The 279-nt window shown below is 52.3% G+C and carries 1 protein-coding gene; it reads left to right on the forward strand.

All coding sequences use genetic code 11. The features are described 5' to 3' along the window. Window positions 1–90: 90 nt before the first annotated feature. Window positions 91–279 (forward strand): hypothetical protein (locus SB816_RS31090; protein WP_410548127.1); only part of this gene is annotated, 189 nt, incomplete at its 3' end.

The raw sequence follows: 279 nt of genomic DNA on the forward strand, positions 1-279 counted from the left end.
AACCGATTCAACGTTCTTCAGGGTAAATCAGGGCCCCCGATCCCGCTTGTTGACGCTACCTATAGTAGGAGATTGAGAATACTGGTACGGATGCAGACAACACACATAGATTCGATGTATCCGATCGCTCGCCTTGACGATACAGTCCGGGAGAGGCTGTTTGTATTCCGGATCGCCAGGGCGAACCAGCTTTGCTTTGGGAAATCGAAGACCTCCCTTGTAGCCGCTCTTATGGGGCTGGAAGGATTCGAGAACCAACTCGACGAGCGAACCCTCGAA

The organism is Achromobacter sp. SIMBA_011 (assembly GCF_046535435.1).
Classification (GTDB): domain Bacteria; phylum Pseudomonadota; class Gammaproteobacteria; order Burkholderiales; family Burkholderiaceae_B; genus Achromobacter; species Achromobacter dolens.